Consider the following 26,752-nt stretch of genomic DNA (forward strand, 5'->3'; position numbering starts at 1 on the left):
TCCCCAAACCGCAGCAGGGTTGCCGCAGTGTGACGTCCATCGCGCCGGGAGCCGTCCCGTCAGTCGTCCGTCAGCGTCAGGTGCACACCACCGACGAGAGCCGCCGTGATGTTGTACAGGATCGCCATGATCGTGGCGAGGGCCGTGAACAGCACCATGTTGACCAGTGCGATCAACGTGGCCAGCGAGATCATCCGGTCGAACTCGACGAACTGCATGATGTCGATCGTCTGCGGCCCCATGGTCTCGACGAGGAAGTCCTGGATCACCGCGAACGTCCCGAAGGAGTTCAGCGAGTACCAGACGACGCCCGTGGCGACGACGATCATGATGCCGACCGCGACGGACAGCAGGAACGCGAGCTTCATGATCGACCAGGGGTCGACGCGCGAGACCGACAGACGCACGCGGCGAGGGCTGCCGACCTCGGCCGGAGCGGCCGGCTGAGCCTGCGGCTGCGCCGTGCCGGCGGCGTACTGCGCCCCGCCCGGTGATGCCTCGGGGGCCGCGGTGCCGTGCACCCCGCCTGCCGAGTAGTGCATCTCGGGGCGCGGACCGCTCTGCGTCGACGAGGCCGACGGCGCTGAGGTGCTCGGCGTGCCGGCGTTCGCGGCGTCGGGCGCGTCGGACCCCGTGCTCGACGACGCCGAGGTGGCGGACTGCACCTTCTTGGCCGCGCTGCGGGCGGCCGCCAGGGCGGCGGCGGCCGCCTTCACGGCACCCTCCTTGACGGTGGAGCCGTTCTCCGGCGGCGCGGCCGGGGAGGAGACGTCGGCCGGTGCCGGCGGGGGAGCCACCGAGGCCACCGGTGTCGCGGCCGGCACTCCGGACTGCGCAGCGGCGCCCGGCGCCGTCGAGCCGTTGGCGGTCGGAGCCGCCGGCACGGGGGGCATCTGCTGGGTGCTGTCCGCAGCCAGTGCCGTCGTCGTCCCCGTGCGCCCCGCCGTGTTGTCGCTGGCCATCAGCTGTTCCCGTCTCCGGTCTCGTCCTGCTCGGGCGTGGTCGCCGCAGCGGCCCCGGCCGGGCCGCCGTCAGCGGCCTGCTCTTCCACGCTAGCCGACACCTCGTCCTCGCGACGCTCGACGTTCCGGGCGACAGCGATGATGCGGTCCTTCTTGTCCGGCTTGGCGAAGGTGACCCCCTGGGTCGTGCGACCCGTGAGGTTCACCTCGTCCACCCGCGATCGGACGATCTTGCCACGCTCCATGATGACGAGGACCTCGGTGTCGGCATCTGTCACCAGAGCCCCCACGAGGTCTCCACGAGCCTCGACCAGGTTGGCGACCTTGATCCCGTAGCCGTTGCGTCCCTGGAGGCGGTAGTCGTCGATCCGCGTGCGCTTGGCGAAACCACCCTCGGTGACGACGAAGAGGTCCGTCCCCGGGGTGACGACGTCAGCGTTGAGCAGCTCGTCGCCGTCGCGGAACTTCATGCCCGTGACGCCCGACGTCGCGCGGCCCATCGGGCGGAGCGTGTCGTCGTCGGCGGGGAACCGGATCGACTGACCCTTGCGCGACACGAGGATGAGCTCGTCGTCCGCGTTGACCAGCCGGGCGGCGACCAGCGCGTCGGGCGTGCCGTCCTCGTCCTCGCGCAGGTTGATGGCGATGAGGCCGCCGCTGCGCGGGGAGTCGTAGTCGGTGAGCCGGGTCTTCTTCACCAGACCGCGGCGGGTCGCGAGCACGAGATACTCGGCGTCGTCGTAGTCACGCACCGCCAGGACCTGTGCGATCGACTCCTCCGGCTGCATCGCGAGCAGGTTGGCGACGTGCTGGCCCTTGGCGTCGCGCGCCTGCTCGGGCAGCTCGTAGCCCTTGACGCGGTACACGCGGCCCGCGTCCGTGAAGAACAGCAGCCAGTGGTGCGTCGTGGCCACGAAGAAGTGGTCGACGATGTCGTCCTGGCGCAACGTGGCGCCACGGACGCCCTTGCCGCCACGGCGCTGCGCCCGGTAGGAGTCGGTGCGGGTGCGCTTGGCGTACCCGCCCCGGGTGATCGTGACGACCACGTCCTCCTCCGGGATGAGGTCCTCGATCGACATGTCGCCGTCGTAGGGCAGGATCGTGGTGCGGCGCTCGTCGCCCCACTTCTCGGTGACCTCGTCGAGCTCGACCGACACGATCTCGCGCTGCCGCTCCGGCTTGGCGAGGATGTCCTCGTACTCGAGGATCTCGGCCTTGAGCTTGGCGTGCTCGTCGAGGATGTGCTGCCGCTCGAGCGCCGCCAGCCGCCGGAGCTGCAGCGCGAGGATCGCGTTCGCCTGCGTCTCGTCGATCCCGAGCAGCTCCATCAGCCCGGTGCGGGCCTCGTCGGCGTCGGGGGAGCGACGGATGAGGGCGATGACCTCGTCGAGCGCGTCGAGGGCCCGCAGGTAGCCCTCGTAGATGTGGATCTTGTCCTGCGCCTCGCGCAGCAGATAGGCGGTCCGCCGACGCACGACCTCGATCTGGTGCTGCGTCCAGTGCCGCACGAACGCGTCGAGGCTGAGCGTGCGGGGCACCTCGTCGACGAGGGCCAGCATGTTCGCGCTGAAGTTGTCCTGCAGCTGGGTGTGCTTGTACAGGTTGTTCAGCACGACCTTGGCGACGGCGTCGCGCTTGAGCACGATCACCAGACGCTGGCCGGTGCGGCCGGAGGTCTCGTCACGGATGTCCGCGATGCCGGCGATCTTGCCGTCGTTCACCAGGTCGGCGATCTTGGTGGCCAGGTTGTCCGGGTTCACCATGTAGGGCAGCTCGGTGATGACCAGGCAGATCCTGTTCTGGATCTCCTCGACGTTCACCACCGCGCGCATGGTGATGGAGCCACGACCGGTGCGGTACGCCTCCTCGATGCCCTTGGTGCCGAGGATCTGCGCCCCGGACGGGAAGTCCGGACCCTTGATGCGCTGCAGGAGCGCGGCCAGGAGCTCTTCCTTGGTGGCTTCCGGGTGGTCGAGGTGCCACTTGACGCCCTCCGCCACCTCGCGCAGGTTGTGCGGCGGGATGTTGGTGGCCATGCCGACGGCGATCCCCGCCGAGCCGTTGACCAGCAGGTTGGGGATCCGCGACGGCAGGACGACGGGCTCCTGGGTGCGGCCGTCGTAGTTGTCCTGGAAGTCGACGGTGTCCTTGTCGATGTCCCGGACCATCTCGAGGGCCAGGGGCGCCATGCGGCACTCCGTGTACCGCGGCGCGGCCGCCGGGTCGTTGCCGGGGGAGCCGAAGTTGCCCTGGCCGGCCACCAGCGGGTAGCGCAGCACCCAGTCCTGCACGAGGCGCACGAGGGTGTCGTAGATCGCGGTGTCGCCGTGCGGGTGGAACTTGCCCATCACGTCGCCGACGACGCGCGAGCACTTCGAGAAGGCACGGTCGGGCCGGTAGCCGCCGTCGTACATCGCGTACAGCACGCGGCGGTGCACCGGCTTGAGCCCGTCACGCACGTCGGGGAGCGCGCGCCCGACGATCACGCTCATCGCGTAGTCCAGGTACGACCGCTGCATCTCGAGCTGCAGGTCCACCTGCTCCACGCGGCCGTGCTGGATCGCGGGCAGCCCTCCGTCGGTGGGCACCGCGGAGGTGCCCTCGTTCTCGGGGCCGGGAGTCTCGTCCGTCACCGTGTCTCCGTTCCTTCCTGCGCCGCCCGGGCGCGGGTCCTGCCTCGATCAGTCCTGAAGCTTGTGTACAACTGCGTGTTCAATGCCTGTACACGCAGCTCCCGGTCAGATGTCGAGGAACCGGACGTCCTTGGCGTTGCGCTGGATGAAGCTGCGGCGGGACTCGACGTCCTCGCCCATCAGGACCGAGAAGATCTCGTCCGCCGCCGCGGCGTCGTCCATGGTGACCTGCAGCAACGTGCGGTGCTCCGGGTCCATCGTGGTGTCCCAGAGCTCGGTGTAGTCCATCTCGCCCAGACCCTTGTAGCGCTGGATCCCGTTCTCCTTCGGGATCCGCTTGCCCGCGGCGATCCCCTGCTGCAGGAACGCGTCGCGCTCCCGGTCGGAGTACACGTAGTCGTGCGGGGCGTTCGTCCACTTGAGCCTGTACAACGGCGGCTGGGCCAGGTACACGTGCCCGTGCTCGATGAGCGGGCGCATGTACCGGAACAGCAGGGTCAGCAGCAGGGTGCAGATGTGCTGGCCGTCGACGTCGGCGTCGGCCATGAGCACGATCTTGTGGTAGCGCAGCTTCACGAGGTCGAAGTCCTCGCCGATGCCCGTGCCGAACGCCGTGATCAGGGCCTGCACCTCGGCGTTCGACAGGGCCTTGTCGAGCCGCGCGCGCTCCACGTTGAGGATCTTGCCGCGCAGCGGCAGGATCGCCTGGTGGTGCGGGTCGCGGCCACGCACCGCCGAGCCGCCGGCCGAGTCACCCTCCACGATGTAGATCTCGCACTCTTCGGGACGGTTCGACTGGCAGTCCTTGAGCTTGCCGGGCATCCCGCCCGAGCTGAGGATGCCCTTGCGTCGGGTGGCCTCGCGCGCCTTGCGGGCAGCGATGCGTGCCTGCGACGCCGAGATCGCCTTGCGGATGATGTCGCGTGCCTCGTTCGGGTGCGAGTCGAACCAGTCGATCATCTTCTCGCGCACGACCCGCTGCACGAACGTCTTGGCCTCGGTGTTGCCGAGCTTCGTCTTCGTCTGTCCCTCGAACTGCGGCTCGCCGAGCTTGACGCTCAGGACGGCGGTGAGGCCCTCACGGATGTCGTCACCCGTCAGGTTCTCGTCCTTCTCCTTGAGGATCGCCTTGTCCCGGGCGTAGGAGTTCACGAGGGTGGTCATCGCCGCGCGGAAGCCCTCCTCGTGCGTACCACCCTCCGTCGTCGAGATCGTGTTGGCGAAGGTGTGCACCGACTCGCTGTAGGCGTTCGTCCACTGCAGCGCGATCTCCAGCGAGATCTTCGCCTCGGTGTCCTCCGACTCGATGTCGATGATCTCCGGGTGGATGATCTCCGAGCGCTTGGCAGCGTTGATGTGCTTGACGTAGTCGATCAGCCCGTTGTCGTACTTGTACGTGACCGTCCGCACCGCCCCCGTGGCGGACTCGGCGTCGTGCACCTCGTCGTCGGGGGACTCCGCCGCCGCCACGGCTGCCGCCGCGTCCGAGGCGTCCAGGGCCGCGATGACCTCGCTGGTGTCCAGGGCGCCGGTGATCTCGTCAGGGCCGGACACGTGCTCGGTACGCTCGTCCGTGAGCGTGATGCGCAGTCCCTTGTTGAGGAACGCGTACTGCTGGAACCGGGACCGCAGCGTCTCGAAGTCGTAGTCGGTGGTCTCGAAGATCGTGCCGTCGGCCCAGAACGTCTGTGTCGTGCCCGTCTCGTCCGTCGGCTCGAGCTTCTGCAGCTCACCGAGCGGGGCCCCGCCGTCCGAGAACTCCTGGCGCCACGCGAACCCGTCACGGCGGACCTCGGTGACCACCCGGGACGACAGGGCGTTGACCACCGAGATGCCGACGCCGTGCAGACCGCCCGACACCGCGTAGCCGCCACCGCCGAACTTGCCGCCGGCGTGCAGGATCGTCATGACGACCTCGACCGTCGGGCGCCCCTCCGTCGGGTGGATCGCCACCGGGATGCCTCGCCCGTTGTCCACCACACGCACGCCGCCGTCCGCGAGGAGCGTGACGTCGATGGTGTCCGCATGCCCCGCCAGGGCCTCGTCCACAGAGTTGTCCACAACCTCGTAGACGAGGTGGTGCAACCCTCGCGCGCCGGTGGACCCGATGTACATGCCGGGTCGCTTGCGTACTGCCTCGAGGCCCTCGAGGACGGTGATGTTCCCGGCGTCGTAGCTGCCGTCGGATCGCTGAGCCACAGGCTGTAGCACTCCTCGTCGTCCAGGCACGCGACGGGGTGTCCCGGACGAAGTCCGGGCCGCAGCACAAGGACAGGCACGGGTGTGCCGGCTGCGGGTCGGTGCCGTGCGCCACCGGAAGACCGTCGGAGCCTGAGCAGCCGACGACCGGCCCGGCTCGTCACGCACAGGTCGGTCGCGTCCAACTTCACAGGCCCGGATCACCGCCCGGGGACACCCGCCCAGTCTACCGGAGATCCGCAGGAAATCGCGGCGGTCGGGTGTTCGCGCGTGTGCCGTGCCACACGTTGTCCACAGGTTTCTCCACACCGACGCGGGAGTCGTCAGCCGAAGGTGTCGCCCGGCCCCGGTCCACGCACGGTACGACGTCCCCGGCGGAAGCTCGGGCCGGCCGGACCCAGCACCGTGACCTTCTCCACGACGCCCTCTCCGACCTCCTCGTCGAGCCGCCGCATCAGCGTCGGCACGAGCAGACGCACCTGCGTCGCCCACGCCGTGGAGTCCGCCCGGACCACCAGCACCTTGTCCTCGAACGTCTCCGGCGTGCAGTGGTCCGACACCTGGTCGCCCACCACCTCCCGCCATCGCCCGATCACGCCGCCGACCGAGACCTCCTCGTGCCAGCCCTTGTCACGCAGCAGCCGCGCCACCACGTCGGAGACCAGCCGCGGGTCCCGCGCGTTCGGGCCCTTGCCGGGATCCTTGCGCGGCTCGGCCAGCGCCGACCGGCGCGACGGCGAGCCCGGGCGCAGCCCCTTGGCGCGAGCCGCCGCCTTGGCCCTGTTCAACGCCTCCCGGGCCACCTCCGACGGCGGCGTCAGCTCCGTGCGCTCGACGACAGGACGCGGGTCCCGGTCCCGGCGCCCGCCCGGCGCGCCGTCATCCTCCGCCTCCGCTCCCTCGGCCTCGTCAGGGCGAGGCTCAGGCACGGCGCACCTGCCCCGGCGTGACCTCGAAGCGTGCTCCCATCAGCTCGCCCGGCACGTCCTGCGGCACGGCGGCCGTCACCAGCACCTGCCGCGCCGGGACCACCAGCTCCGCCAGCCGCTCCCGACGGCGCGTGTCCAGCTCGGCGAACACGTCGTCCAGCACCAGCACCGGGTCGGCGTCGGACCCGTGGTCGGGGTCCCAGAACACCCCGTCCGTCTCGATCGGGTCGACACCCCCGCCGAGCAGGCGGAACGTGGCCAGCCGCAGCGCCAGGGCCATCGACCACGACTCGCCGTGGCTCGCGTAACCCTTCGCCGGCAGCCCGCCCAGCGCCAGCGCCAGGTCGTCCCGGTGCGGCCCGACCAGGCTCTGGCCGCGCTCGATCTCCTGCGGGCGCTGCTCCTCGATCGCGGCCGCCAGGAGCTTCTCGAGCTCCTCGTTGCCCGGCACCAGACCGTCCGGCAGCACCGACGACCGGTAGGTCATCCGCGCCTCGCCGTCCGCGTCGCTGACCTGCTCGTACGCGGCGGCCAGCAGGGGCTGCGCGGCCCGGACGAGCGCGATGCGCCACGCGAGGACCTGACCACCCAGCTGTGCCGCCCGGGCGTCCCACACCTCCAGCGCCGACAGGTCGGGGCTCCGGCCCGCCGCGCGGTGCCCGCGCAACGACTTCAGCAGCGCGGAACGCTGCCGGATCACCCGTTCGTAGTCGGCCAGCACCCCCGCGGCCCGGGGGAGGAGCTGCACCACGAGCTGGTCGAGGAACCGCCGACGCCCCTCGGGGTCTCCTTTGACCAGCGCGAGGTCCTCCGGGGCGAACAACACCGTCCGCAGGATCCCCAGCACGTCCCGGGCCCGTCCGAGCTGCCCTCGGTTCACCCGGGCCCGGTTGGCCTTGCCCGCCGTGATCTCCAGCTCGACGGTCGACGCACGTTCACCGCGCACCACACGCGTGCGCACGACGGCGCGCTGGGCCCCGGCACGGATCAGGGGAGCGTCGTTCGCCACCCGGTGGCTGCCGAGCGTCGCGACGTACCCCAGGGCCTCCACCAGGTTCGTCTTGCCCCGCCCGTTGCGCCCGACGAAGGCGTTCGGGCCCGGCTCGAGCTCGACGTCGGCGGCCTCGTAGGACCGGAAGTCGAGCAGGGACAGGTGCGAGACGTACATGACTCCAGTGTCGCGCGAACTACTCGGCGGACGGCTTGGTGGCATGACCACCGAACTGCTGGCGCAGCGCCGCGACGGCCTTCATCGCCGGGGAGTCGTCCTGCCGGGAGGCGAACCGGGCGAACAGCGCCGCCGAGATCACCGGCAGCGGCACCGCGTTGTCGATCGCCTCGTCGACCGTCCAGCGGCCCTCTCCCGAGTCGGCCACCCAGTCGTCGATGGCAGCGAGCCGGGGGTCCTCCTCGAGCGCCTTCACCATGAGGTCGAGCAGCCAGGAGCGCACCACCGTGCCACGCTTCCACGCGCGCATCGTGCCGTGGACGTCGGTGACGACGTCGGTCTTCGCGGACAGCAGCTCGTAGCCCTCGGCGTAGGCCTGCATCAGGCCGTACTCGATGCCGTTGTGGACCATCTTCGCGAAGTGGCCGGCACCGACGTTGCCGGCGTGCACGAAGCCCTCGTCCCGTGGCCCCTCGGGGCGCAGGGCGTCGAACACCGGCATGAGCAGCTCGACGTGGGCGGCGTCGCCGCCGCACATCAGCCCGTACCCGTTCTCCAGGCCCCAGATGCCACCGGAGACGCCGACGTCGACGTAGCCGATCCCACGCTCGGCGAGCTCGGCGGCGCGCGCCTGGTCCTCCGGGTAGTGGGAGTTCCCTCCCTCGACGACGACGTCGCCGTCACCCAGCAGGCCGCCCAGCTCGGTCACGACCCCGCGGGTCGGCTCGCCCGCCGGGACCATGACCCAGACCACCCGGCGCGGGCCCGGCAGCGCCGCCACCAGGTCGGCGAGACTCTCGACGTCAGAGACCTCGGGCCGCGGGTCGTAGCCCGTGACCTCGATGCCGGCGCGGCGCAGACGCTCGCGCATGTTGTGGCCCATCTTGCCCAGACCGACCAGACCCATGTGGGAAACCATGTGGAGAACCTCCTGGAAAGGCAACGCTGCGAGCGTACGGTTCCCGGCGGGCCGCCGCACGGCCGCGGGGAGGGATCAGGACGAGAAGCGGATGGGGACCAACAGGTAGCGGTAGGCCGAGGAGTCCTCGCCGTCGAGCGACTCCTGCCCGGTGAACTCGACCGGCTTGTTCGGGTGCGTGAACGACATCCGGACGAAGTCCGTCCCCAGCGCACCGAGGCCGTCGAGCAGGAACTGGGGATTGAAGGCGACCTGGATGTCCTCGCCCACGAGGACCGCCTCGAGAGCCTCGGACGCCTGCGCGTCGTCGCCCTGACCGGCGTCCAGCACCACCTGTCCCTCGGAGAAGGCCAGCCGGATCGGCGTGTTGCGCTCGGCCACGAGCGCGACCCGCTTGGCGGCGTCGATCAGCGCCTGGGTGGGGACGACGGCGTGGATCGGCGTGGCGTCCGGGAACAGACGCCGCACGGCCGGATAGTCGCCGTCCACGAGCTGGGAGGTCGTGTGACGCCCTCCCGCCTCGAAACCGATGAGGTCGATGCCCTCGCCGGTGGACAGCCCGATGTTGACCTGACCGCCGCTGGTCCCGAGGGACTTGGCGACGTCGTTGAGGGTGCGGGCGCGCACGAGGGCCACGGCCGAGTAGCCCGGTGTGGCGGGGGTCCACGTCAGCTCGCGCAGCGCGAGCCGGTAGCGGTCGGTGGCGAGCAGGGTGATGCGCTCGCCCTCGATCTCCATCCGCACGCCGGTGAGCAGGGGGAGAGTGTCGTCCCGGCTGGCCGCCACGCTCACCTGGGCGACGGCGTGGGTGAGGGCTTCGCCGGTGACCGTGCCGGAGAGCTCGGGCATCGTCGGCAGCGCGGGGTAGTCCTCGACCGGCATGGTGAGCAGCGTGAACCGGGAGGCACCGCACGTCAGCGCCACCTTGTTGCCCTCGACCGTGACGTCCACCGGCTTGCTGGGCAGCGCCCGGGAGATCTCGGCGAGCAGTCGGCCGGACACCAGCACCGTCCCGGGCTCGGACACCTCGGCGGGGATCTGCGAGCGTGCGGAGACCTCGTAGTCGAAGCTCGCCAGGCCGATCGTGCCGGCGGTGTCGGCCTCGATGCGAACACCGGCGAGCACCGGTGCCGGCGGGCGTGTGGGGAGGGTGCGGGCCGTCCAAGTCACAGCCTCGGCCAGGACGTCGCGTTCAACCCGGAACTTCATCCCACTCCTCAGTGTTCTCGTGCGGTGCGACGACATGCCTGGCAGCAGCGTCGTCGTCCGTGCAAACCCTACCGTGCCGAGGCCCAGGAGGTCGGTCGCACGATCCGCCTCGATCAGCCTTCGAAGGCGTGTGGATCCCTGATGAGAGATAAACCGTTCATCGTCGTCGTAGGGGTTGTGGAAGATGGGGAAAAGCGGTGTCTGCGCAGGTCAGAGCGCCTGGAGCCCTGTGGAGGCCGCTGGGGGCGAACCTGTGGGCAACCGGCCGTGCCTGTGGGCGGCCGATTCTGTGCCCACAGCCGTCCACCGTTTTCCTGTCGTTCATCCACGGGTTCGACGGCGTGGTCCACAAGCATCCACAGATTTGTCCACAGGTGTGCACCTCTGGGTGCCGCGAATCGGGTGAGTTGTCCACTGTTGTCGTCCCCAGGGTGGGGACAGACCGGTCCCTGTGGCGAGTTCCCGGCGCCCGCGCTGTGGGCAACCCTGTGAACTCCAGTTCTCCACAGGCCTGTGGAGATGTGGATCAACCCCGGTGCTGCTGCTTGATGCGGCTGGTGAGCTCGGTGACCTGGTTGTACGTCGAACGACGCTCCGCCATCTGGCCGGCGATCTTCTTGTTCGCGTGCATGACCGTCGTGTGGTCCCGACCACCGAACTGCTGGCCGATCTTCGGCAGCGACAGGTCGGTCAGCTCGCGGCACAGGTACATGGCGATCTGACGTGCGGTGACCAGGACCCGGGAGCGCGACGTGCCGCACAGGTCGTCGATCGTCAGGCCGAAGTACGCGGCCGTCTGGGCGATGACCATCGCCGGCGTGATCTCGGTGGCCTGGTCGTCGTCGGTGATGAGGTCCTTGAGGACGATCTCGGTGAGGGCGAGGTCCACCTGTTGCTTGTTGAGGTTGGCGAAGGCCGTCACGCGGATGAGTGCGCCCTCGAGCTCGCGGATGTTCGTCGAGATGCGCGACCCGATGTAGCTGAGCACCTCCGCGGGCACGTCCAGGCGTTCGCTGGCGGCCTTCTTGCGCAGGATCGCGATGCGGGTCTCGAGGTCCGGGGGCTGGACGTCGGTGATCAGGCCCCACTCGAACCGGGACCGCAGGCGGTCCTCGAACCCGTCGAGCTGCTTCGGCGGGACGTCCGAGGTGATGACGACCTGCTTGTCGGCGTTGTGCAGCGCGTTGAAGGTGTGGAAGAACTCCTCCATCGTCTGTTCCTTGCCCTGCAGGAACTGGATGTCGTCGATGAGGAGGACGTCGACGTCGCGGTACCGGCGTTGGAACGCGCCGGTGCGGCCCTCGCCGATGCTGTTGATGAAGTCGTTGGTGAACTCCTCGGAGTTCACGTACCTGACCCGGACGTGCGGGTAGAGGTTGTGGGCGTAGTGGCCGATGGCGTGCAGGAGGTGCGTCTTGCCGAGTCCCGAGTCGCCGTAGATGAAGAGAGGGTTGTAGGCCTTGGCGGGCGCTTCGGCGACGGCGACGGCGGCCGCGTGGGCGAAGCGGTTGGAGGAACCGATGACGAAGGTCTCGAAGATGTACTTCGGGTTGAGCCGGGTCGGCTCGGCCGTTTCCTTGCGCGGGGGAGGGGTGGGACGCACGGCCTCCGAGCGTTCGCGCGCGGACGGCTCGGGGTCCTCCGGCGGCGGGGTGTAGTCCTGCGTGGGTCCGGTCAGCGACTCGTGGCTCAGCTCCGGATCCACCGTGATGCCGAACCGGATGTCACGTCCGAGCGTGGAGGACATCGCGGAGACCAGCTGGTCGCGCACGCTCGTCTCGAGGTAGTTGCGCGTCTGTTCGTGGGGGACCGCGATGAAGACCGTGTCCTCCAGGATCGCCATGGGCTTCGCCAGCTTGATGAAGGCCAGCTGCCGTTGGGTCATGTCCGATCGCGCCTCGAGAGTCGCCAGCGTCTGTGCCCAGACCTCGGTGATGTTGGTGTCGGGCTGGGGCACGGCTGTTCCTCCGGGCGGGGCGATGGGTGGTGCGGCGACGATGTCCACACAGTTTTCCACACCCTGTGGAACCTGTGGACATCCATGTGGACGACGGGCGGCAGACGCTCAGGGTGTCGTCGTCGTCACGCTGCGCCCGGTTGACCTGAGAGCCTCCGACGGCGTAACGTCGGACAGCCGTTCCAGGTACTTTCGCGCGCCCTCCTCCAGGGGGCGCGGCCTCGGGTCGGCCCGGTCGCCACACTGCCTGTGCGGGTGTCGACCTGCAACCTGACCGACATCGTCGAGGAACTGACGGTGTACCTCCCCGACGTTTCTTGGAGTACCTCGTGAGCAAGCGGACCTTCCAGCCGAACACCCGCCGTCGTGCGAAGACCCACGGCTTCCGGCTGCGTATGCGCACCCGTGCCGGCCGCGCGATCCTGGCGAACCGCCGTCGCAAGGGCCGCACCGAGCTCTCTGCCTGAGCCGTGCTCCCTGCGGCGCGTCGCATGCGCCGCTCCTTCGACTTCGAACGAGCGGTGCGCGGTGGCGCGCGCGCAGGGCGCTCGACGGTCGTCGTCCATCTGACGCGCGAGCCCGAACGGGCGGACGGGCCTTTGATCGGCCTGGTGGTCTCCAAGGCGGTCGGCAACGCCGTGCACCGCAACCTGGTCAAGCGCCGACTGCGAGGCGCGGCGGCGACGCCTGCTCGCGACCTGCCTGCGGACGCTCTGGTCGTGCTGCGCGCTCTGCCGGCCGCCGCCACAGCCGACTACGGCCGACTCGAGCGGGACGTCGACCGCGGTATCCACAAGGCACTGGCCCGAGCGACGGAGCGACGGTGAGAGACGGGGCGATCATCGGTCGCAGCCGAGCTCTGGTCAGCGCTGTCCCCACCGCCGTCCTGGTGGGAGCCATCCGTGTCTACCAGGCCGTCATCTCTCCGATGACGGGGCCGACGTGCAAGTACTACCCCTCCTGCTCGCAGTACGCCCTGGTGGCCGTTCGGAGGCACGGGCCGTTGCGGGGGAGCGGGCTCGCCCTCTGGCGGATCCTCCGGTGCAACCCTTGGAGCCTCGGCGGCGTCGATGACGTGCCGCCCGCTCGGGACCACGAGCATCGAGGCGCCCGCACGCACTGACTTCCCGGGAGCGCGCCACCCGGACCCGCATTCCGACAGAGGAGACAAATGGGCTTCTTCGATACCATCCTGTTCCCGATCCAATGGGTCGTGGCCTGGATCATGTACGGGTCCCACCAGCTGTTCACGACGCTCGGTTTCGAGGACGGGCCGGGGTTCGCCTGGGTGCTGTCCATCGTCGCCCTCGTGGTCGTCATCCGGATCGTGCTGATCCCGCTGTTCTTCAAGCAGATCAAGGCATCCCGAGGGATGCAGATGATGCAGCCCGAGCTGCAGGCGATCCAGAAGAAGTACAAGAACAAGAAGGACCCCTCGTCGAGGGAGGCCATGGGCCGAGAGACGATGGAGCTCTACCGGAAGCACGGCACCAACCCCATGGCGTCGTGCCTGCCGATCCTTCTGCAGTCGCCGATCTTCTTCGCGCTCTTCCGGGTGCTCTACAACCTGCGCCCGATCGCCGACGGTACCCAGGAACCGATCGGTCCCATCGACGCAGCCGTCGCCGGGGACATCGAGGAGTCCTCGCTGTTCGGTGCCCAGCTCTCGGACGTCTTCATGCAGACCGACGACTGGGGCGCGCGGATCACCATCCTCTTCCTCATCGTCGCGATGAGCGCGACGACGTTCTTCACGCAGCGCCAGCTGACGATGAAGAACATGCCGAAGGCCGCCCTCGAGGGCCCGATGGCGAACACGCAGAAGATGATGCTGTACGTCCTGCCGCTGATCTTCCTCGTCTCGGGAGTCAACTTCCCGGTCGGTGTGCTCATCTACTGGACGATCACGAACCTGTGGTCGATGGGTCAGCAGTTCTACACGATCAAGCGCATGCCGGCTCCCGGCTCCGAGGCCGAACGGATCCTCAACGAGAAGCGCGCGGCGAAGGCCGCCAAGAAGGGCATCGTGCTGGAGGAGCCCACCGAGATCGAGCCGCCCAAGCCGGTCGGCCAGCGTCAGCAGCCGGTGCGGAAGAACCGCAAGAAGAAGAAGAAGTGAGGTCTGCCATGACCAGCGAGCCCACGGTGGAAGATGGTCGCACCTTGACCGCGCGCCTCGAGGAAGAGGGGGAGATCGCGGCGGACTACCTCGAAGAGCTCCTTGACATCGCCGATCTCGACGGTGACATCGACCTGGACATCCATCACGACCGCGCGGCGGTCGAGGTGGTGTCGGAGGAGTCGCCGCGTTCGCTCGATGCGCTCGTCGGTCGTGACGGCGAGGTGCTCGAAGCGCTGCAGGAGCTCACGCGGCTCGCCGTGCAGGCGAAGACGGGAGAGCGGAGCCGTCTCATGCTGGACGTGGGGGGCTTCCGCGCAGGGCGGCGCGCGGAGCTGGAGTCACTGGCGGCGGAGACGATTCGCCGCGTGCAGGAGTCCGGTGAGACCGCTTCTCTCGAGCCGATGAACGCCTTCGAGCGGAAGGTCGTGCATGACGCGGTCGCGGCCGCGGGCCTCGTCAGCGACTCGGCGGGTACCGAGCCGCAGCGGTATGTCGTGGTACATCCCGGAGAAGCTCCCTCCGGCAGCTGAACGCAAGCGCGGGGAAGGACCTGCACTCGAGGGCCTGTTGTTTCACGTGAAACAACAGGCCCTCGACTGTGCTCGTGACAGGTAGATCCCTCGCCGACTGACGGCGGGGCAGTGACAGGATGGTGGTCATGGTGGACACGGACGAGACGATCGGCACGAGCCCCGCGGTGCGGGAGTACTTCGGAGAGCACTACGACTCGGTCGCGCGGTTCCACGCACGACTCCGGGACGAGGGAGAGCTGCGCGGGCTCATCGGTCCACGCGAGGTCGACCGCCTGTGGGAGCGCCACATCCTCAACTCCGCGGCCGTCGTCCCGTTCCTGACCGCAGCGCAGTCCGTGGCTGACATCGGCTCCGGAGCGGGCCTGCCAGGCATCGTGATCGCCATCCTCCGTCCGGATGCGACTGTGCATCTGATCGAGCCCATGGAGCGGCGCACGACCTGGCTGGAAGAGATCGTCGCGGACCTGGGCCTGTCGAACGTCTCGGTGAAGAGAGGCCGGGCCGAGGAGTACGACGGCGCCCTCGAGGTCGACGCGGTGACGTCCCGCGCCGTGGCGGCGCTCTCGAAGCTGGCGAGGATCAGCCTTCCGCTGGTGCGTCCCGGTGGAGAGCTGGTGGTGCTCAAGGGTCGCAACGTCGAGAAGGAGATCGAGCCGGCGCGTCAGGTGCTGCGGAAGCTCACGGTGGGAGATCCCGAGATCCTCGAGGGCCACACTGTCGACGGGATCGAGTCGACGACGATCCTGCGTGTTCGACGGCGATGATCCCCGGGATGCCGGGTCCCTGCTGATCAGACGTGTTTCACGTGAAACATCGCCGGATCTCACCGGCTCGGGTGGTGCGACGAGACGGGGACCAGAGAAGATGTGTGTCACCGACACGGGCGTAGGTGTCAGGCCGTAGAGTGAGCGCGGAACTGCATCGACGTGCGACGTGACGTGGAGGAACGATCCGTGAGCATGAGTCCCGACCATCCGGACGCACCGTCAGGGGCCGGCATCTGGAACTCTCCCGAAACCGCTCCTGGGGGTGTTTCACGTGAAACATCTGCGACAGCACCCCTGGGGGACGTCCCGTTCAGCGACGATCGTGACGTGCACCGGGAGGCTCTGAAGTCCTCGGTGCCCGATGTCGATGACGACACGCCGCTGGCAGCGCAGCTGGCTCTCGACGCCCGTCGTCGGATCGACCTCGACGGGCGCCGGTTCCCGCGGCCCGAGCACACTCGTATCGTCACGGTGGCGAACCAGAAGGGTGGGGTGGGCAAGACGACCACGACGGTCAATCTTGCCGCCGGCCTGGCCCGTGCAGGGCTGAAGGTGCTGGTCATCGACAACGACCCTCAGGGCAATGCGTCCACCGCGTTGGGTCTTGAGCACCGAGCGGGGACGCCGTCGATCTACGAGGTCCTCGTCGAGGACGCACCGATCGAGTCTGCCGTTCAGGCATGCCCCGACGTCGACGGCCTCTGGGGAGTGCCGGCGACCATCGACCTGTCGGGTGCGGAGATCGAGCTCGTGTCGCTCGTCTCCCGTGAGACACGCCTCCGGAAGGCGCTCGACCGCTACCTCGATGACCGGGTCGCCCGGGGAGAGGAGCGGATCGACTACGTGTTCGTGGACTGCCCCCCGAGTCTCGGACTCCTGACGGTGAACGCCTTCGTCACAGGGCGCGAGGTCCTGATCCCCATCCAGTGCGAGTACTACGCGCTCGAGGGTCTGAGCCAGCTCCTCAAGACGATCGAGCTCATCAAGGCCCACCTCAATCCGGAGCTGGTGGTCTCGACGATCCTGCTGACGATGTACGACGGGCGGACGAACTTGGCCCAGCAGGTGGCCGCGGAAGTGCGGCAGCACTTCCCCGACCAGACCCTCCGGACGACCGTGCCACGTTCGGTGAGGATCTCGGAGGCTCCGTCGTACGGGCAGACGGTCATGACGTACGATCCAGGATCGACCGGTGCACTGGCCTACCTGGAGGCAGCCCGCGAGGTCGCGGAGAACTCCGCTGAACGCGCTGACCTGCGATGATGCGCGTAGCATCGAGGCAGGACAGCGCATCGCGACCCGTCGTGGTCCGGGCGGGCGACGTGGAGATGAGCCGCGGCCCGCTCGCTGAGCGCCCGGTGGACAGACCCGCACACGGACGGAACCAGGAGGCTGGTGGATCATGAGCCAGAAGAAGCGAGGGCTCGGCCGTGGGCTGGGCGCCCTCATCCCGCAAGGTCCGCCGCAGGAGAAGCCGGTCGACGTCTTCTTCCCGCAGCGTGACGATGAGAGCAGCTCGCCTGGTGGCGTCCTGGTCGCGGAGGAGGAGTCGACGGGCAGCGCTTCTGACTCGGCGGCGTCTGCCGGCGGAGCAGGGGCGCCGGATCGATCGGGACGACGCAGCGCCTCATGGGACTCCGCGATCGCCGGTGGACGCCTCAGCATCAACGGGGGGAGCCGCACCAGCGACGACACCGCAGATCCGGTGGTGGCCCTGGCCGGGCTCGCCGATCAGTGGGAGGCCGAGTCGAAGGCGGTGCCTCCCGGTGACGCCGAGCTGATCGGCACGATCGAGATCAGTGAGCGCGACGCCCCGGACGATCTGGCCTCGGCGACGGAGCCGGCCGAGGTCTCCGACAGAGGGTCGGTCAGCGCTCAAGACTCCTCGGGCGAACGGGACGGGACCGCAGACCTGGTCCCGGTGCCCGGAGCGCAGTTCGCCGAGGTTCCCGTCGACCAGATCCGTCCGAACAGTCGCCAGCCGCGGAGCGTCTTCGACGAGGGCGAGCTCGATGAGCTCGTCGAGTCGATCCGTGAGATCGGCGTCCTGCAGCCCGTCGTCGTGCGGCCGGATCCTGACGCGTCTCTCGGGTTCGAGCTCATCATGGGTGAGCGACGGTGGCGCGCCTCCCAGGAGGCCGGGCTCGAGACGATCCCCGCGATCATCAGGTCGACCGACGACTCGGACATGCTGCGCGACGCTCTCCTGGAGAACCTCCATCGAGCGGCGCTCAACCCGCTGGAGGAAGCGGCGGCCTATCGGCAGCTGCTGGATGACTTCGGGTGCACCCACGAGGAGCTGGCCGGCAGGATCGCGCGGTCGCGCCCCCAGATCTCGAACACGCTGCGCCTTCTCAAGCTGCCCCCGCTGGTCCAGCGACGGGTAGCGGCCGGAGTCCTCTCCGCAGGTCATGCTCGAGCGTTGCTGGGCCTGTCCGACGGCGCAGAGATCGAGCGGCTCGCGCAACGGATCGTCTCCGAAGGGCTGTCCGTCCGGGCCACCGAGGAGGTCGTCGCGCTGATCTCGGAGGGTGCAGAGGAGAGGCGGTCACCACGGGCGCCACGTGCCGGACAGCGCAGCGAGGCGATGGACGAGCTGGCGTCACGCCTCTCGGACAAGTTCGAGACGCGCGTCAAGGTCGACCTCGGCAAGACGAAGGGCAAGGTCACCGTCGAGTTCGCCTCGGTCGAGGACCTCAACAGGATCCTGACGGTCATGGCACCGGACGACCCCGGGTTCGGACCGCGCTGAGCAGCGCGGGCCGGCCGGCCCGCTGCACGGACCGGGCTGCGGACTGCTGACGAGGGACAGGACCAGGGCCCAGCATGTTTCACGTGAAACATGCTGGGCCCTGGTCCTGTCCACGCCGGGGGAGTGGGGCCGACCCGCTCGGGACGCGAGAGCTACCGGGCAGATGCTCACGATGCCCTCGGAGGCCTCGCCTCCCAGGCCCCTGCTGCTCGCTCAGAAGCCGTGTGCAACGGATGTGGCGACGCTGGACGTGGAGGCAGCGCGACGTGTGCCGGTGACTACCGACGACGCCGACGTCCCCGGGCTCCTGGGTCGCACCGGTGGCGGCCCCGCCATGACGATGTCTGGTCAAGCCTCGAGCCCACCACTGAGGGTGAGGTGTGCGTGGGCGGCTTCGACGACCCTCCGGGCGTGGCCTTCGCCGTGTCCGCGCAGCGGGCGGGGAAGGCTGAACGAGCTCAGGACCCGTCGCGCTCACGGGGCCCGACGCGTCGCTTGTCGGGGCCCCGGAGAGGGCCGCACCGTTTCACGTGAAACAGTCGACCAGGTGACGCGTGAAGCGGGCTGTTTCACGTGAAACAGTGAACACGACGGAAGCGCCAGGCGTGCGGTCCTCGGCGCAGCCGCGCGGGGCCCGGGACAGAAGCCAGGACCTCGAGCGCGAGTGCTGGCCACGGCCCCAGGTGGCGGCCGGTCGATCCCGCGCGAGGACGACGAAGGCGGCACCGGTCCAGAGAACTGATGCCGCCTTCGGGGGACATGTCAGGCGAGGACGCCGTCGATCTCCTCGGCCAGTGCCCGCTTCGGACGGGCGCCGATGATCGACTTGACGACCTCTCCGCCCGAGTAGACGTTGAGGGTGGGGATCGAGGTGATGCCGTAGGCCATCGTGGTGGCCTGGTTGGCGTCGGTGTCGAGCTTGACGATCTTCACCTTGCCGGCGTACTCCTCGGACAGCTCTTCGAGGATGGGGGCGACCATGCGGCACGGGCCGCACCAGGTCGCCCAGAAGTCCACGAGAACGGGGACGTCCGACTCCAGGACCTCGGACTGGAAGGTGTCGTCGGTGACGGCGACAGTAGGCATGTGCGCTCCTTCGGTGTGCGGGATGTTCAGACGGCGTCGAGCGCGGCCGGCAGCTGCTCCGGGTCGGGAGCGGTGTCGAGGTCGGCCAGGTCGGCGAGGAAGTTCTGGGCGTCCAGTGCCGCGGCGCACCCTGAGCCGGCGGCCGTGATCGCCTGTCGGTAGGTGTGGTCGACGAGGTCGCCGCAGGCGAACACTCCGGCGATGTTGGTGCGGGTGGACCGACCCTCGGCGATCACGTATCCGTCGTCGTCGAGGTCGACCTGGCCGGACAGCAGCTCGCTGCGCGGGTCGTGCCCGATGGCGACGAACAGGCCGGTGACGTCCAGGTCGCGCTCGGCGCCGGTGACGGTGTCGCGCAGGCGGACGCCCGCCACCTTGTCCTCGCCCTCGATCCCGATGACCTCGCTGTTCCAGGCGAAGTCGATCTTCGGGTCGGCGAGAGCGCGGTCGGCCATGATCTTGGAAGCGCGCAGAGCGTCGCGACGGTGGATGACCGTGACCTTCGAGGCGAAACGGGTCAAGAAGGTCGCCTCCTCCATCGCGGAGTCACCCCCGCCGACCACGGCGATGTGCTGGTCGCGGAAGAAGAACCCGTCGCAGGTGGCGCACCACGAGACGCCGCGTCCGGAGAGCTGCTTCTCCTCGGGCAGGCCGAGCTCGCGGTAGGCGGAGCCGGTGGCGAGGATGACCGCGCGGGTGCGGAACGTCTCGCCGCCGCCGGTGACGACCGTCTTGACCGTGCCGGTGAGGTCCAGCGTCTCGGCGTCGTCCCACAGGACGCGCGCACCGAACTTCTTGGCCTGCTCCCGCATGGCGTCCATGAGGTCGGGCCCCTGGATACCCGGGGGGAAGCCCGGGAAGTTCTCCACCTCGGTGGTGTTCATCAGGGCGCCACCGGCCGTGACCGAGCCGGCGACGACGACGGGTGCGAGGCCGGCACGGGCGGCATAGATCGCAGCCGTGTAGCCGGCGGGGCCGGAACCGACGATGACGATGTCGTGCGCGGCGGCGTCCGGGCTGGCCGGGGGTGTCGGCTGGTCGGTCACATCTACTCCTGCGTCTCGGTTCGTGGCCGGTGCGGACCGGCATCAGGGGTCAACATCGCTCGAGCCGCCGATGTTCCGCGGCTCAGGACAGCGTGATCTCGTTCAGCTCGAGACGGTAGCGGTCGGCCTCGTCCGTCCCCGGCAGCTCGGTGATCCAGAGGACCAGGGAGTCGACGATCACCGTCTCCTCCAGCTCGATCGTCGTGTCCTCCGAGAACGAGCCCTCGGCGAGCAGGTCCCCGCCGGTGGGGTCGTCGAAGGTGGTGGACCGGAGCTGCCAGGCGCCACCCGAGCTGTTCGTGCTGAGCTCGACCTGCGACACGGGGGCCCGCTCGCGCAGCTCGACGCCGTACCCCGCGCCCTCCTTGAAGCCACCCCAGGCCGGGTTGTTGTGATAGGTCAGGGTGAACCAGAAGGTCGAGGGATCCGCGTCGTAGGCGTACTCCACGGCCTCAGGGTGCTCGCCGTCACCCGCCGGGTCGATCTGGTCCCCGGTCTCGATGATCGGCCGGACCTCGGGCGTCTCCGCCTCGGTCGGCTCCGGTTCGCCCTCCTCACCGTCACCGTCCTCGCCGTCGTCCGTGGTCTCGGCCGGCTGCTCGGACGTCTGTGCCTGGGGCGGCGGATCCAGGTTGATGGGCGTGAAGGCCTGGGTCATGGCCCAGATCGCCGCCAGGACGACGCCGACGAGCAGGACGCCGAGGACGATCGGCGTCGGGTTCACGCCCCGCTTCTGGGGAGCCGCCGTCGAGGCGAAGCCCCCGGTGCTCGGACTGGCCTCCGACGGAGGGGCGGCCTGGTTGACGACCGGAGGCTGACCCGGCGGACCGTAGCCCGCCGCGGGAGCGTAGGCGCCGCCCGTCTGGCCCGGGGGAGGCACCGGAGGCTGCGCCGGCACCGGAGGCTGCCCGTAGGCGGCCGTCTGCCCGTAGGGGCCGGCGGGCCCGGGCGGAGGAGTTGCTGCCTGAGTGGCCTGCTGCTGGCCGTAGGCCGCTCCCGCCACGCTGCCGGCCACCCCGGCGCGAGCGATGCGACCCGTGGACGGGCGCCGCACCGGCGGTGCAGGGGGCGGCGTCCCCGGGCGGCTGCCGGAGCCGGCCGGGCTGCCTGCGCCCAGGACGGACGAACGAACCGGACGTTCCGGCGGAGGCTGCACGAACTGGGGCAGAGCGGCCACGACGGACACCTGCCCCCAGGGCTCGAGCGCGGCCACGACCTCGGAGGGGTCCTCGGGTGCCGGGTGCGACCCGCCGAAGGTGCGCCGCACCAGGGCGTCGATCTCGGGGTCGACGTGCGGTACCAGCTCCGAGACGGGAACGACCCCGCCCTCCGCCCCGGTCCGGGCCGACAACGGCCGGACGGCGTCAGGGGCGATCCAGGGCACGTCCAGGCTGTCCGCCGCCCACCGGGCGGTCAGTGCGTAGTACCCGAGAGCCACCAGGCCGCGAGCGTCGGATGCCGCAGCCTCGGCATCCGTCGGGTCGATGCCGGCGAGGCCCGCGTCGATGCCGAGCCCGGTGACGACCACCCGGTGGCCGTCCACGCGGACGGCGTCGGGGCGCAGCGCGCAGTGGTGCACCCCTCGCTGCCGCGCTGCCTCGAGCGCCGTCGCCGCCTCACCCATGAGGGCTCGGGCCTGCTGGGCGTCGACCAGCCCGCGCGAGACGATCTGCGTCAGGGTCTCGCCGGAGAACGGCTCGGTGATGACGTAGGAACGCTCCCCGGCACCCAGGTCGGTGGCTCCGACGTCGAGGACCCGGCACAGCCGGGCGTCCGCCACGAGGGCGGCGCGACGTGCGGCGTCGAGCGCGGCAGGTGCCTGGGGTCCGTCGACGAACGTCACGCGGACCGGCCGGTCGAGGATCTGGTCGTGGGCTTCCCACGCCTCCGCCGACGCCAGGTCGGTGCTGGCAGGCCGGGTCAGCCGGTAACGATCGACCATGACGGTCCCGGGCTGGACGGTGCTCACCTGGACGCCTCCGTGGGGGTGTGGTGGGGGAGTGGTCTCCGGCCGGACGGGCCGGAGGTCCGTTCCATCGGACCATGGTAGAGGTCGGCGGCTCTCATGCGCCGCTCCTGCCGACACGCCGCAGGATCGGCGCGAGCGCGTCGTCGAGCTCGCGCACACGCAGCAGCTTCAGCACACCCAGGTAGGCGACGGCCATGACGAGACCGGCGGCGGCGGTGACCAGCACGGCGTGCGGCCACGAGGACGACGCCGAGCCGTCCAGGAGGCGGACGACCAGCCAGCCGAGCCCCCCGGCGACGGCGGCTCCCAGGGCGGCCCGGACGTAGAGCCGCAGGACGCGCCGCCCGTCCATGCCGTGCAGCTTGCGGCTCATGCCACGCACGCGCAGCAGCAGCGAGATCCAGGTCGACAGGGCGAACGCGCCCCCGGCGGCGACGGCCCACGCGGTGACGGGCAGCGTCATCGAGGCCACCCACAGCGCGGCGACGAGCGACGCCGTGGCGATGACCTGGATGACGAACACGCTCCGACCGTCCTCGAAGGCGAAGTACATGCGGCGCACCAGGACGGTCGCTCCCAGCGCGATCGCACCGAAGGCCATCGCCTGCAGCACGGGTGCCACGGCCTCCACCTGGGGCGCTGACGCCGACGGGAGCAGGGCCTTCGTGAGGGGGAACGCGAGCACGGCGAGCGCCGTCGCGGAGAAGACGGAGAACACGCCGGCGGAGCGGAGCCCCAGGGACATGTCGCGACGTACGCCGGGCAGGTCTCCCGCTGTGACGGCGGCGCTCATCCGGGGGAACAGGACCGTGACGATGGAGACGACCACGATCGAGTGCGGCAGCAGGTAGATCGTCATGGCGTTCGTGTAGGCGGCGTTGCCGGGGGCGACGTCGCCGGCCTGGACGGCGGCCTGGCCGGCCGCGCCGACGATGTTCGTCAGGTAGACGACACCGAGCTGTTCCAGCACGACGGCGCCCAGGGTCCAACCGACGACCTTGCCCGCCGACCGCAGGCCGATCCCGCGCAGCCCGAGCCGGAAGCCCCACCGGAACCCTGCCTTGCGCAGGGCGGGGACGAGGATGAGCGCCTGGGCGGCGATGCCAAGGGTCGCGGTGCCGGCCAGCAGGACCGTCTGCAGGGTGGTCCACCCGCCGATGTCGTTGATGCCGTCGGCAGGCGCGTCGCCGAACAGCAGCAGGAAGGCACCGAACCCGAGGAGAGACACGACGTTGTTGGCCACCGGTGCCCAGCCGTAGGCCGCGAACCGACCGTGGGCGCTGAGGACCTGGCCCAGGAGCGTGTAGAGACCGTAGAAGAAGAGCTGGGGGAGGCACCAGTAGGCGAAGACGACGGCGAGCTGGCGTGCTTCGGGCGTCCAGCTGTCGCTGAGCGTCATGATGTGGACGACCACGGGCGCAGCGGCCACGAGGACGATCGTGCCCGACAGCAGGCCGAGCCCCGAGATCGTGAGGAGCTTGTCGAGACGCTCACGGGCGTTGGGCGCCTGCATGGACTTCATGATCTGCGGCACGAGCACGGCCTGGAGGAACCCGGCCGAGATCAGCGCGAACAGCATGTTCGGCAGCTTGTTGGCGATGTCGAAGGCGTTGGCGGCGGTGCCGACCGTCCCCACGCATGCCACCAGCAGCATGGTGCGCACCAGACCCGACGCGCGTGACGCCGTCGTGCCCAGGGACATGGCGAGGGACCCGCGTCCCAGACTGGCCTTGCGTACCCCGCGCTCGGGGTGGTCGGCGGTCATGCCTGGGGATCCTCCGGTGTGGACGGTGTCGGGCGGTAGGCGGGTGTCTCCTGCGTGGCGGCGCTCTGTGCGTCCTCGGCGGTGGTGCGGCTGTCCGAGCGGCCCCGTCGGACCGTACGCCAGATCCCGGCCACGAACAGCAGCCCCACCCCGACGGCCATGACCGAGGTCCCGACCGTCTCCCACCCGGCGCGGACCTGGACGGCGAACTCGGTCGGTGCGGTGACCGCGGCGCCGCTCGGCGCGATCACCTGCACCGCGAGGTTCACGTCACCGGAGCCGATCGCGCGGACCCTGACCTCGGCGTCCCGCGACTCGCCGGCGGGCACGACGATGGTGGGGGACGTCTCGACGACGAGGCGGGGGTCGTCCGGCTGCAGGGTGACCGTGACGGTGGCGTCCGTCGGCAGGTCGTTGCGCACGCGGACGGGCAGGTTCCCGGTGTCGCTGATGAGGAGGACGTCGGCGCGGCCGACCACCCGGATCCCCGAGCGGAGCTGGTCGGCGTTCGCCTGGGCGAGGTCGGCCGCGGACTCGCGACCCTCCCGGTCGGAGCGGTAGGCCACGGCCAGCGGGGCGACCAGGTCGCGGTCGACGCTGCCGGCGAGCTCTCGCGGGTCGGTGGCCACCGTGGCGAACGCCATGACGTCGTCGAGGTCGTCGACCAGGCTCTGGACCGCTCGGGGCCGCAGCTCGGCGTCGTCGACCACGCGGGCGTCCACGTCCGCGCGCGGCGCGTCCGACGGCGGCTGGTCGAGGACCTCCGTGAACGGGACGGGGTCCACCCACTCCTGACCGGAGAGGGCGGAGGTGATCGCCTGGTAGGCGTCCACGTCCGGGGCCCAGCCTCGTGGCATGGCGGCCACGACCGTGAGCGGGGTGCCCAGGTCGGCCGCGGAGGTGGCGAGCACGGCGGTGTCCGCCAGCAGCCGTTGGACGGCTGTGGTCGTCGCGGACGGACCGCCCGGTGACGTGGCCGCCGCCAGGGCCTCGCTCAGCGCCGCGTCGGCGACCACGACGGAGACGTCCCCGGAGGAGGTGGCCACCGTGTCGGTGGCCGACGCCCGGATGCCGGCATCGGGCTGGAGGCCGTCGGTGACCAGGACGTGCTGGGCCCCGGTGGAGCGCGAGGCAGCGAGCGTCTCGAGGTCCGCGGTTCCCTGGGGCCAGGCGATCGGCGGGCCCCAGGCGTCCGGGGCGGACCACGAGGTGGGCAGCAGGCCGCTCGGGTCGGTCACCGCCCGCAGCCCGCTGGGTTGCACGCCGGCGTGGGCGAGGGCCGCGAGGTCGGTGTCGTACGGGGGCAGGGTGACGACGTCCGCGACGCCGGGGCGTTGGAGCCGGGCGGCCCAGGAGCCGAGCTCGCCGTCGCCGGAGGCGGCGGCCGCCGCGACGACCGCCGGATCCACGGCGAGCGAGAGCCCTGCCTCGCTCGCGGCGGCGAGAAGCCGTGCGTCGGCACCGCCTTCCGCGACGCGGTCGAACAGGGCTGCGACCTGCTCCTCGGGTGCGGCCGGGTCCAGCGGCGGTCCCGTCACGGGGGCGACCACCGCGAGGGACAGCGGCGCCGGAGAGCTGCGGCCCGAACGCTCCGTGCCTCCGTCGGGGTCGTAGAGCAGGAACGAGTGCAGGACGTCGACGGGTGCGCCGTCGTCCAGGACCTCGACCGAGAGCTGGCGCGGGCCCCACGCCGCGTCGTCGCCGAGCTGGAGGGTCGAGATCCCCAGCTCGAACGTGACGTCGGTGGAACCACCGTCGGGGACGTCGTCGACGGGCAGGCTGAGCTGGCGCGCCGCGGTCCGTGTCGACGTGCCCTCGGCCCAGCTGGTCACCCCGGCGCGCGTCGAGACCTCCCGCCATCCGACGCCCAGGTCGGCGCGGAGCCCGCTCAGGTCGCTGCCGGAGTCGTTGGTGATGCGGACGGTGATGTCCTGGGTGCTGCCCGGCCCGACGACGGTCGGGGACATGTCGACGAGCTCGACCGTGACGCCGTCGTGCGCCGCGGCGATCGGCGCGGGGGCCGTCGTGAGGATGCCCGCGAGCACGAGGGTGGACACGACGAGGGCGAGGGCGCGGGGCAGGAGCGCCGCTGCACGGGGGAAGGTCACGCGGTGGCCCTCACTCGACGAGCTCGGGGCGGTGGGAGAGCGTCTGGATCGCCGTGAGGGCGAGGCGCTGCTCGTTCGGGTAGGCGAGACGCTCCGGGAGCTCGTCGAGCTGCACCCAGCACGCGTCCTCGGCCTCGCCGTCCGGGTCGCCGGCCGCCGAGATCACCCCGCCCTCGGAGCGCAGCAGGAAGTGGTGGACGACCTTGTGGACGCGACGGTCCTCCCCGCTGAACCAGTAGTCGATCATGCCGAGGGTGCCTCGGACGGTGCCGACGATCCCCGTCTCCTCGCGGATCTCGCGCACGGCCGCCTCCTCCGGCGTCTCGACGCCCTCGAGGTGTCCTTTCGGCAGGCACATCTCCAGGCGTCCGGCACGGTTGCGACGCAGGATCACGGCGGCCCGGTGCCCGGAGGGGTGTCGTTCGACGACGAGGCCACCGGCCGAGGTCTCGTCCACGACGGGCAGGTGGCCGGACTGGACGGGTCCCGCCCCGGGCGTGGCCTGGCTGCCGTGCAGGCGCGCAGGGTCGACCCGCAAGGGGTGCCCGCCGGGCGGGACGGGCACCGGGACGGACGGGCGCCCGTCGGGAGCGCCAGGCGCCGGTGCCGCAGAAGACATGGCCATACC

At 70.3% G+C, this 26,752-nt stretch carries 22 protein-coding genes; 8 read left to right on the top strand and 14 right to left on the bottom strand.

The window, feature by feature from the left end; genetic code table 11:
- Positions 1 to 59 precede the first annotated feature (59 nt).
- From HDG69_RS16470 to dnaA, 8 genes are all read right to left on the bottom strand, one after another.
- Positions 60 to 962, bottom strand: coding sequence for a DUF3566 domain-containing protein (locus HDG69_RS16470; protein WP_246256701.1), 903 nt, complete (start codon positions 960 to 962; stop codon positions 60 to 62).
- A complete protein-coding gene (gyrA, locus tag HDG69_RS16475; RefSeq protein ID WP_171784906.1) occupies positions 962 to 3,595 on the bottom strand; it encodes a DNA gyrase subunit A in 2,634 nt (877 codons plus the stop codon). The genes HDG69_RS16470 and gyrA overlap by 1 nt, the downstream gene beginning before the upstream one ends.
- Positions 3,596 to 3,700: 105 nt before the next feature.
- Positions 3,701 to 5,794 carry a DNA topoisomerase (ATP-hydrolyzing) subunit B gene (gyrB, locus tag HDG69_RS16480; RefSeq protein WP_171784907.1) on the bottom strand — a complete coding sequence of 698 codons (2,094 nt, stop codon included), beginning with the start codon at positions 5,792 to 5,794 and terminating at the stop codon, positions 3,701 to 3,703.
- Positions 5,795 to 6,117: 323 nt separating this feature from the next.
- Complete coding sequence (locus HDG69_RS16485) at positions 6,118 to 6,723, bottom strand: DciA family protein (protein ID WP_171784908.1); 606 nt, start codon at positions 6,721 to 6,723, stop codon at positions 6,118 to 6,120.
- The gene (gene recF / locus HDG69_RS16490) at positions 6,716 to 7,891 is read right to left on the bottom strand and encodes a DNA replication/repair protein RecF (protein ID WP_171784909.1); all 1,176 of its coding nucleotides are present in this window, start codon (positions 7,889 to 7,891) and stop codon (positions 6,716 to 6,718) included. The genes HDG69_RS16485 and recF overlap by 8 nt, the downstream gene beginning before the upstream one ends.
- 19 nt (positions 7,892 to 7,910) lie before the next feature.
- Positions 7,911 to 8,810: a phosphogluconate dehydrogenase (NAD(+)-dependent, decarboxylating) gene (gene gnd / locus HDG69_RS16495; protein WP_171784910.1), complete on the bottom strand. Its 900-nt coding sequence runs from the start codon at positions 8,808 to 8,810 to the stop codon at positions 7,911 to 7,913.
- Positions 8,811 to 8,885: 75 nt separating this feature from the next.
- The gene (dnaN, locus tag HDG69_RS16500; RefSeq protein WP_171784911.1) at positions 8,886 to 10,019 is read right to left on the bottom strand and encodes a DNA polymerase III subunit beta; all 1,134 of its coding nucleotides are present in this window, start codon (positions 10,017 to 10,019) and stop codon (positions 8,886 to 8,888) included.
- Positions 10,020 to 10,545: 526 nt separating this feature from the next.
- Positions 10,546 to 11,976, bottom strand: coding sequence for a chromosomal replication initiator protein DnaA (gene dnaA, locus HDG69_RS16505; protein ID WP_171784912.1), 1,431 nt, complete (start codon positions 11,974 to 11,976; stop codon positions 10,546 to 10,548).
- 329 nt (positions 11,977 to 12,305) lie between these two features.
- Between dnaA and rpmH the strand changes: the two genes are divergently transcribed.
- From rpmH to HDG69_RS16545, 8 genes are all read left to right on the top strand, one after another.
- Positions 12,306 to 12,443: a 50S ribosomal protein L34 gene (rpmH, locus tag HDG69_RS16510; protein WP_171784913.1), complete on the top strand. Its 138-nt coding sequence runs from the start codon at positions 12,306 to 12,308 to the stop codon at positions 12,441 to 12,443.
- Positions 12,444 to 12,446: 3 nt separating this feature from the next.
- A complete protein-coding gene (gene rnpA, locus HDG69_RS16515) occupies positions 12,447 to 12,803 on the top strand; it encodes a ribonuclease P protein component (RefSeq protein ID WP_171784914.1) in 357 nt (118 codons plus the stop codon).
- Between the two features lie 32 nt (positions 12,804 to 12,835).
- Positions 12,836 to 13,099: a membrane protein insertion efficiency factor YidD gene (gene yidD, locus HDG69_RS16520; RefSeq protein WP_171785006.1), complete on the top strand. Its 264-nt coding sequence runs from the start codon at positions 12,836 to 12,838 to the stop codon at positions 13,097 to 13,099.
- Between the two features lie 48 nt (positions 13,100 to 13,147).
- Positions 13,148 to 14,095 (top strand): membrane protein insertase YidC, encoded by a 948-nt coding sequence (yidC, locus tag HDG69_RS16525; RefSeq protein WP_171784915.1) that lies wholly within the window; start codon positions 13,148 to 13,150, stop codon positions 14,093 to 14,095.
- An 8-nt stretch (positions 14,096 to 14,103) separates the two neighbouring features.
- A complete protein-coding gene (locus tag HDG69_RS16530; RefSeq protein WP_171784916.1) occupies positions 14,104 to 14,628 on the top strand; it encodes a Jag family protein in 525 nt (174 codons plus the stop codon).
- Positions 14,629 to 14,756: 128 nt separating this feature from the next.
- On the top strand, positions 14,757 to 15,395 hold the full coding sequence (gene rsmG, locus HDG69_RS16535) for a 16S rRNA (guanine(527)-N(7))-methyltransferase RsmG (protein ID WP_171784917.1): 639 nt from the start codon (positions 14,757 to 14,759) through the stop codon (positions 15,393 to 15,395).
- A gap of 330 nt (positions 15,396 to 15,725) precedes the next feature.
- Positions 15,726 to 16,661: a ParA family protein gene (locus HDG69_RS16540; protein WP_343036482.1), complete on the top strand. Its 936-nt coding sequence runs from the start codon at positions 15,726 to 15,728 to the stop codon at positions 16,659 to 16,661.
- A gap of 139 nt (positions 16,662 to 16,800) precedes the next feature.
- Positions 16,801 to 18,150, top strand: coding sequence for a ParB/RepB/Spo0J family partition protein (locus tag HDG69_RS16545; protein ID WP_171784918.1), 1,350 nt, complete (start codon positions 16,801 to 16,803; stop codon positions 18,148 to 18,150).
- 762 nt (positions 18,151 to 18,912) lie between these two features.
- On the opposite strand, the gene trxA is transcribed toward HDG69_RS16545, so the two are convergent.
- From trxA to HDG69_RS16575, 6 genes are all read right to left on the bottom strand, one after another.
- Positions 18,913 to 19,236 carry a thioredoxin gene (gene trxA, locus HDG69_RS16550; protein WP_171784919.1) on the bottom strand — a complete coding sequence of 108 codons (324 nt, stop codon included), beginning with the start codon at positions 19,234 to 19,236 and terminating at the stop codon, positions 18,913 to 18,915.
- A 26-nt stretch (positions 19,237 to 19,262) separates the two neighbouring features.
- The gene (gene trxB, locus HDG69_RS16555; protein ID WP_171784920.1) at positions 19,263 to 20,282 is read right to left on the bottom strand and encodes a thioredoxin-disulfide reductase; all 1,020 of its coding nucleotides are present in this window, start codon (positions 20,280 to 20,282) and stop codon (positions 19,263 to 19,265) included.
- 82 nt (positions 20,283 to 20,364) lie between these two features.
- The gene (locus tag HDG69_RS16560) at positions 20,365 to 22,251 is read right to left on the bottom strand and encodes a protein kinase family protein (protein ID WP_171784921.1); all 1,887 of its coding nucleotides are present in this window, start codon (positions 22,249 to 22,251) and stop codon (positions 20,365 to 20,367) included.
- Between the two features lie 94 nt (positions 22,252 to 22,345).
- A complete protein-coding gene (gene murJ, locus HDG69_RS16565) occupies positions 22,346 to 24,016 on the bottom strand; it encodes a murein biosynthesis integral membrane protein MurJ (RefSeq protein ID WP_171784922.1) in 1,671 nt (556 codons plus the stop codon).
- Positions 24,013 to 26,124 carry a DUF6049 family protein gene (locus HDG69_RS16570; protein WP_171784923.1) on the bottom strand — a complete coding sequence of 704 codons (2,112 nt, stop codon included), beginning with the start codon at positions 26,122 to 26,124 and terminating at the stop codon, positions 24,013 to 24,015. Before HDG69_RS16570 ends, murJ begins: the two co-directional genes overlap by 4 nt.
- 10 nt (positions 26,125 to 26,134) lie before the next feature.
- Complete coding sequence (locus HDG69_RS16575; RefSeq protein ID WP_171784924.1) at positions 26,135 to 26,743, bottom strand: NUDIX hydrolase; 609 nt, start codon at positions 26,741 to 26,743, stop codon at positions 26,135 to 26,137.
- Between the last annotated feature and the right edge of the window lie 9 nt (positions 26,744 to 26,752).

The sequence above is a fragment of the Isoptericola halotolerans genome, assembly GCF_013149785.1.
Classification (GTDB): domain Bacteria; phylum Actinomycetota; class Actinomycetes; order Actinomycetales; family Cellulomonadaceae; genus Isoptericola; species Isoptericola halotolerans.